At 52.9% G+C, this 7,244-nt stretch carries 8 protein-coding genes; 1 reads left to right on the top strand and 7 read right to left on the bottom strand.

Annotated features, from left to right (window positions below):
• The 7 genes from A918_RS0113150 to A918_RS0113120 form a co-directional block, all read right to left on the bottom strand.
• Positions 1–646: lyase family protein (locus A918_RS0113150; protein ID WP_022711514.1), on the bottom strand; the 646-nt coding region annotated here is incomplete at its 3' end.
• Between the two features lie 112 nt (positions 647–758).
• Positions 759–1,436: a ribulose-phosphate 3-epimerase gene (gene rpe / locus A918_RS0113145; protein WP_022711513.1), complete on the bottom strand. Its 678-nt coding sequence runs from the start codon at positions 1,434–1,436 to the stop codon at positions 759–761.
• 115 nt (positions 1,437–1,551) lie between these two features.
• Positions 1,552–2,475 (bottom strand): lipid A biosynthesis lauroyl acyltransferase, encoded by a 924-nt coding sequence (locus A918_RS0113140; protein ID WP_022711512.1) that lies wholly within the window; start codon positions 2,473–2,475, stop codon positions 1,552–1,554.
• An 88-nt stretch (positions 2,476–2,563) separates the two neighbouring features.
• The gene (locus tag A918_RS0113135) at positions 2,564–3,592 is read right to left on the bottom strand and encodes a zinc-binding dehydrogenase (protein WP_022711511.1); all 1,029 of its coding nucleotides are present in this window, start codon (positions 3,590–3,592) and stop codon (positions 2,564–2,566) included.
• A 55-nt stretch (positions 3,593–3,647) separates the two neighbouring features.
• On the bottom strand, positions 3,648–4,922 hold the full coding sequence (locus A918_RS0113130) for a beta-ketoacyl-ACP synthase (protein WP_022711510.1): 1,275 nt from the start codon (positions 4,920–4,922) through the stop codon (positions 3,648–3,650).
• 12 nt (positions 4,923–4,934) lie between these two features.
• Positions 4,935–6,098: a beta-ketoacyl-ACP synthase gene (locus A918_RS0113125; protein WP_022711509.1), complete on the bottom strand. Its 1,164-nt coding sequence runs from the start codon at positions 6,096–6,098 to the stop codon at positions 4,935–4,937.
• A gap of 227 nt (positions 6,099–6,325) precedes the next feature.
• The gene (locus A918_RS0113120; RefSeq protein ID WP_022711508.1) at positions 6,326–6,607 is read right to left on the bottom strand and encodes an acyl carrier protein; all 282 of its coding nucleotides are present in this window, start codon (positions 6,605–6,607) and stop codon (positions 6,326–6,328) included.
• Positions 6,608–6,977: 370 nt separating this feature from the next.
• Between A918_RS0113120 and A918_RS20450 the strand changes: the two genes are divergently transcribed.
• Positions 6,978–7,244 (top strand): AEC family transporter (locus A918_RS20450; protein ID WP_033316120.1); only part of this gene is annotated, 267 nt, incomplete at its 3' end.

The raw sequence follows: 7,244 nt of genomic DNA, 5'->3' as shown, positions 1-7,244 counted from the left end.
CCTGTGTGGAAACCGGCTCGGCTTTCATGCCGAGCGACTTGGCAACATGTTCTTCGACGCGCGGGTCGATATTGGCGAATGTGCCAACCGCACCAGAGATGGCGCAGGTCGCGATTTCTTCGCGAGCAGCAACCAGACGGGCGCGGCAGCGTTCAAATTCCGCATAAGCCAGCGCCATTTTAACGCCGAATGTAATTGGTTCAGCATGGATACCATGGCTGCGACCGATGGTGATGGTGTCTTTATGCTCGTAAGCGCGGGTTTTCAGCGCTGCCAGCAGCTTGTCGAGATCAGCGAGCAGCAGATCGCTGGCACGCATCAGCTGTACGTTGAAGCAGGTGTCGAGAACGTCCGACGAGGTCATGCCCTGATGGATGAAGCGGCTGTCAGGACCGACAAATTCAGCCAGATGGGTGAGGAATGCGATCACGTCATGTTTGGTGACAGCTTCGATCTCATCAATACGGGCAACGTCAAATTTCGCCGCGCCACCTTTTTCCCATATGGTTTTCGCGGATTCTTTCGGGATAACGCCGATTTCAGCCAGTGCATCACAGGCGTGAGCTTCAATCTCAAACCAGATGCGGAATTTGGTTTCCGGCGACCAGATGGCAACCATTTCAGGGCGGGAATAGCGCGGGATCATGTGCGTTTCCTAACAGCAAAGATAGAAGTACCGGTTGCCTTTACGGGAGAGATGAACCGGTTGGTTAAAAATGCATCAGGCGGATATTGCTATCCGCCTGATGATCAAAGTTTTAAGCGCGGCCTTGCTCCGCAGCCTTGCGGATTGCCTCGACATTGGCACGGTAACCTTCAAGATTACCGGCCTTATAAATGGAGGAGCCGGCCACCAGAGAATTGGCACCGGCTTTAGCTGCAGCACCGGCATTCTCTGCGGTAACACCACCGTCAATCTGCAAATCAATCGGGCGGTCGCCAATGAGCGCATTGAGCTGTTCGATCTTTGGCAGCATGGAGGTGATGAATTTCTGACCACCAAAGCCCGGATTGACGGTCATCGCCAGAATGAGATCAACATCATCAATCACATTTTCCAGCACCGAGGCAGGGGTGCCCGGATTGATCGCGACACCGGCTTTTTTGCCAAGATTGCGAATGGCCTGCAGCGAGCGGTGCAGGTGAGGGCCTGCCTCTGCGTGAATGGTGATGATGTCCGAACCGGCCTTGGCAAATGCTTCCAGATAAGGATCACAAGGTGCAATCATCAGATGGGTGTCAAACACTGCGTCTGTATGCGGGCGGATTGCCTTTACCACATCCGGACCAAAAGTGATGTTCGGTACGAAATGGCCGTCCATCACGTCGATATGAATCCAGTCTGCACCGGCAGTCACAACATCTTTGATTTCCTGACCAAGCTTGGAAAAGTCAGAAGCGAGAATGGAAGGTGCAATGATAATCGGGCGGGACATGAGGAGATCCTTGTTTCTAAGCCTTGAGCGAGGCTCTGTTCCGTTTGCAGGCGGTTAGCACGCTATGCGCATCCATACAAGTTTATGTGAAGTCGCATGTGCCTAAAGTCATGGATTAGCCCCAACGTTTGTGGAACCACATCCATTGTCCCGGATATTCACGCACCCATCCTTCAACCGTGTCGTTGAGCAATTGGGCAGTGGCAGCAATATCAACCTGACCATTTGCATCACGCGGCAACTCCATCGCCTCCGACAATTCCAGACGGTAGCGACCACCGGGAAGGCGGATGCAGCGTGCCGGATAAACATCGCAATCATATTGACGCGCAAGTTTGGCCAAAAGCGGATTGGTCTTCACCGGCAGGTTGAAGAATGTGCTCGGCACGCCGCGGGCGAACTTCTGGTCAACCAGCATGCCCACATTGTCATCTTGTCCCAGCACCGCAGCGAGCGACCATGCAGCACCAGCCTTGGACGGCACCAGATGCCCCATATTGGTGCGGCGGGCTTTCAGCACTTTGCGCGCGATAAACGGATTATTCGGCGGACGGAAAAGCGCGGTAACATTGAGGCCGAAAGTTGCGGCGCAAATCGGCAGTAGCTCAAAATTACCGGTATGTGCGGTGAAGAAAATATGCGGCTTTTTCTCATCGAGCAGACGACGGAAAATCTCTTCGCCCTCTACTTCGATCAGACCTTTTTCTTTCGCATCCGGATCAAAATCGAAGATCGCATCGAGAAATACATATTCAGCCAGCAGACGCGCCATGCTGTCCCACATTTCCAGTGCGATTTCTTCAATCTCCTGAGGCGATTTTTCAGGATAGGCATTGGCGAGATTGCGTGTTGCCACTTTATGACGTGACGACAACGGGCCGATTTTGCGGGCAACCCAAGCGGAAAACCGGACGGCGGCTTTGGCAGGCAGCAAACGAAGCAGCGCCAGCAAAATGAAGACTGCCTGCGCCCACAGCCAGTAATTGGCAACTTTCAGCTTTTGCCAATATTTGAACGCAAGGAGTTTCAGCTTGAACATGTGGTGCCTTAAGTCTTGATAAATTTACAGCGACCTGTGCGTTAAAACACAGGGCGCTGCAAGATAATCCGCATTGATAAATTGAGGATCAGTCAATTTTCAGAATGATTTTGCCGAAGACGTCACGGGTTTCCATGCGCTTCAGGGCTGTGTCGATATCTTCAAAGCCGACCACAGTATCAATCACCGGAGAGACAATGCCCTGAGCCATCTTCTGCATGGCATCGGCCATGTTTTCCATACGGCAACCGAAGGAGCCGAGCAGTTTGAGCTGCTGCTGGAACAGCATCATCAGGTTCATATTTGTCGAAACACCGGAGGTGGAGCCGCAAGTGACCAGACGGCCGCCGCGCTTCAGCGACAGCATGGAGCCAGCCCATGTATCGGCACCAACATGCTCGAATACCACGTCGACGCCTTTTTTCTTGGTGAGCTTGCGCATAACACCTTCAAAACGGTCTTCACGGTAGTTGATAACGTGATCGGCACCGAGCGCCTTGGCTTTTTCGATTTTGTCGTTTGAACCAACTGTGGTGTAGACGGTGCAACCCATTTTCTTGGCCAGCTGAATAGCAGCGGTACCAATACCGGAACCACCGGCCTGAATAAGAATGCTTTCACCCGGCTGTAGCTTGGCATTGTCGAACAGCATATGTTCAACGGTACCGAAAGTGACAGGGGCAACAGCCGCGCCGATTGCATCAACACCCGGAGGTGCAGGGATCAGCAGGCGTGCTGGCAGATTAACAGCCTCACAGGCAAAACCGTCAAGGTGGAAGCCATGAACGCCGGAAACATGTTCGCAAAGATTGTCGCGGCCTTCGCGACAGGCTTTACACAGACCACAGGTGCGTGCGCCGTAGATCGACACCAGCTGACCCGGCAGAACATTGGATACGCCTTCGCCGATTGCGGTGACAACGCCCGATGCTTCCGCGCCGATGACCAGCGGCATTTTGCGTTTGGCAAAAGCCATGCCGCGCCAGCCCCATACATCGATATGGTTGAGGGCAACCGCTTTGATATTGACGGTAACTTCACCAAAGCCCGGCTTTTCAGGAGCCGGAATGTCGGTGCTTTCCAAGCGGCGGTCATCGAGGAGCTGTAATGCGCGCATGTTTGAGTTCTATCCTTATTAAATTTGAGTGCCTGATCGGGGAGCGCAAAGCCGCTTAAAGCGGCGCTGCAACCACGAGGCTGGCATTCTGACCGCCAAAGCCGAAAGAATTCGACAGAATGGCAGTGACATTGGCATCCCGTTTTACATTCGGCACCACGTCAAGCGCGATAGCCGGATCAGGATTGTCGTAATTGATGGTCGGCGGCAGTGTGCCTGTCTGAATGGTCAGCAGCGAGAACACGGCTTCAATCGCACCGGCAGCCGTCAGTGTATGACCGATCATCGACTTGTTGGACGAAACCGGAATTGAGCTGATGCGTTCACCGAAGACGGAGGACAGAGTGTGATACTCCATCTTGTCATTTTCCGGTGTCGAGGTGCCGTGGGCGTTGACATAGCTGATATCGTCAATGGTCAGACCTGCATCATCCAAGGCTGCACGCACAGTAGCGATAGCCGGTGAAGCATCTGGGCTGGAACGGGTGCGGTGGAAATCATCCGCCTTTTCGCCGCAGCCTTTGAGAATGCCGAGAATTTTTGCACCACGGGCAATAGCGCTTTCCAGCGATTCCATCACCAGAGCGCCGGAGCCTTCAGCCATCGCAAAACCGTCACGGTCTTTACTGAATGGCTTGGAAGCCTTGTGCGGCTGGTCATTCTGCGTGGACAGAGCGGAGAGCAGCGAGAAGCGGATGAGTGCTTCAGCGGAAACGGAACCGTCTGTACCAATGGCCAGAACGCGGTCGCTCTCGCCTCGGCGAATGGCTTCAACGCCGGACTGAATAGCGGTCGCACCCGATGCGCAAGCGGTGGACATAGTAACGGGCAGCCCGCGCGTGCCGAAAATATCTGCCAGACGCTCGGCAATATAGCCGAACTGCGTGGTGTTGAATTCGTCCATACGCGGATTATTGCGGCAGGCTTCCAGCAGCAGCTGATAGCTTGGCTCACCCTGATTTTTCACCAGTGCGTCCAATGCAAAACGGCTTTTCCAGTCGAGCTCAACCGGTGGCGCTGCCAGAAACAGCGGGCCGCCGAAATCAGTGACCGACAGGCCGGACTGGGCAATGGCTTCTTCACCGGCGAGACGTGCCAGTTTTTCAGACAGAGCAGATGCGCCGATTGTGCTTTCAGGCAGGAAATCTACTGTACCGGCGATGCGGGTCTTGAGATTTTCGGTCGGGAAGCGGTTGATTTCGTGAATACCGGACTGACCGCCGGTCAGGGCGTTCCAGTTATCTTCCTTGCCGGTTCCCAGCGGGGAAACAACACCGGCACCGGTAATGGCTACGAGAGGGCGGCCGAGATGATCGGTAAATTTTGACATGGTGACCTCCGATCAGGCTTTTACTATAATGGCTGCACCTTCGGAGCGGGTGGCTCCGACGGTCAGTGCTGTGGCGCGGTCAAGCACACCGCTGCGAGCTGTTTCATCACCGGAAAGCGGAGCAAAAGCTTCGCCTTTCCAGACGCTGAGTGCGGCAAGCGCAAGTGCCAGCGGGAACTGCGCTTCACGCATATGACCGAACAGGCCGGATACACCGCGATAGCTGGCAGATTTAGCGCTCAAAGCTGCTTTTTCTGCAGCTGTCGGCTGGTGGGCGCCGGATGCGCCGGTCACAACAAAGCTGTTGTCTTCAATCAGCGCGGAAACAGCTGCGGTCAGGTTTTCCTTGCCGCGACGGATCTGACCGCTGGAAATGGATGCAATCTCACCATAGGCGCGTGCGCCACGGGCTTTGGCATGTTCGGCTTCTTCGAGAACGAGGAAGATGCCGCCGGAACCGGTGATCATACCGCCGCCCTGTGAGCCTTCACGTGCCCAGAAAGGAGCCCAGCCGTCAGACTTCAGAAAACCGCCGAGTTCGTGGCCGAGCAGCATGTCGAAATGTTCCGCGTTGTAAGAACCGCCAACGAGAGCATGGGTGCTCTGGCCGGTGCGGATGCGGGCTGCTGCGGTTTCCACTGCGGAAATGCCGGAACCTTCTTCACCCATGAAAGTGCGCGAAGAGCCGGTAACTTTATGAACAATTGAAATATTGCCGGCAAGCAGGTTGGAAAGCTGAGCCAGAAACAGCGTCGGGCGCAGTTCTGTGGAGAGCTTTTCGTTGAGCATCAGACCCGGTTGGTTATTGCCGCGGCCTGCATCGAGAATTTGTGTGTCCACGCTGATATCGCGTTCGCCGCCACCGGCGCTCACAATCATATCCATCGTCGAGCAAAGCGCTTCATTTTCTTTGATACCGGCATCCTGCAAGGCAAGACCTGCTGCATAGGTACCGAGACGCTGCCATGTTTCCATCTGGCGCTGGTCGGAGCGCTTCGGAATTTGCTGAGACCAGTCAACTTCGCCCAACGGGTGAACTGTGTAAGGAGCGAAATTCTCTGTATCGAGCTTCGGCTGCGTCCCTGCTGATGTGAGGGCAGACCAATGGGCTTCCACGCCTTCACCCAGAGAGGTGATGAGGCCGATGCCGGTGATGAGAACTTTTTTGCTGTGCATGAGCTGCTCGCTTGATTTCCGGTCGTAACTTACCCGAAGGCAGGATCTTACAGTGGTATAATTATGACAGGGACAGATTTATCCCTGAAACATACTTATCAATGACAAAAGCCGCATCAAGCGGCGATCAATGTTTTGTGATTGTAATCACAATTATATAAACCACTGCCTGTAAAAAGACGCGCGGTATGGTTTGTTTTCCACACTGCGCGTCAATTTAACTTAAATTAGGCCTGTTTGGCAGCGACGAGTTCGTCGATTTTTGCGCAGAGATTCTTCAGAACGAAATATTCTTCAGTATCTGCTTTGCCTTCGTTCACTTCCTGAGTCCACTGTTCCAGAGGAATCTTGATACCGAAAGCTTTATCAATTGCGAAAACGATGTCGAGGAAATCGAGGCTGTCGATGCCCAGATCGTCGATTGTATGGCTTTCAGGCGTAATGGAAGCGCGGTCAATTTCGCTGGTTTCAGCAATAATATCAGCTACTTTGTCAAATGTTGAGGACAATTTGAAAATCCTTGTATCAGGCCCGAACCAGCAGGCATCGTTGTTTAATCAGGGCGTGTCTAGCGTTTTTCGCTCAAAAGGGAAAGATATATTCCCCCTCTGAGTAAGACCCTGAGAATATGAAGATCTTCCGCTTGTGCCATTTTGCAACAGCTTGTCTGATAAGCGGGGATCAATTTACACATATTATATTCTGAAAACCGTTATGCAATTTTCAGAATATGCCCTGACTGATCTTTCATATTGCGCAAATTTATGAAGAAATCAGCAAGAGTTTGGCGATTTACAAGAAATTTGTAAATCTGCGCAGGAATCAAGAATGCTTTAAAGCATAATTTCTTCGCGGCATTGCAGATAAGTATGGTGAAATATGGGTCTCGCGGCCACAATTACAATTATCTTCAGCATTATTATGCTTGGCTACCTATTTGCGAGGCTGAAGATATTGAGCGATACGACCGGAGACGGTCTTGCTGATTTCGTATTTGTCGTCTCTACGCCGCTGTTGCTTTTCCGTACAATGATGACCGCCGATTTTCAGTCGAGTAATCCTTGGGAATTGTGGCTGGTCTATTTTACCGGTGTCGTTATTGCATGGACTGCCGCGCATTGCGGAATCCGTTTCATGTTCGGCCGT

Origin of the sequence: Pseudochrobactrum sp. AO18b (assembly GCF_000409565.1) — a bacterium.
Classification (GTDB): Bacteria; Pseudomonadota; Alphaproteobacteria; order Rhizobiales; family Rhizobiaceae; genus Pseudochrobactrum; species Pseudochrobactrum saccharolyticum.
Note: the sequence above shows the minus strand (reverse complement) of the source record. Positions and strands in the feature narration are given on the sequence as shown.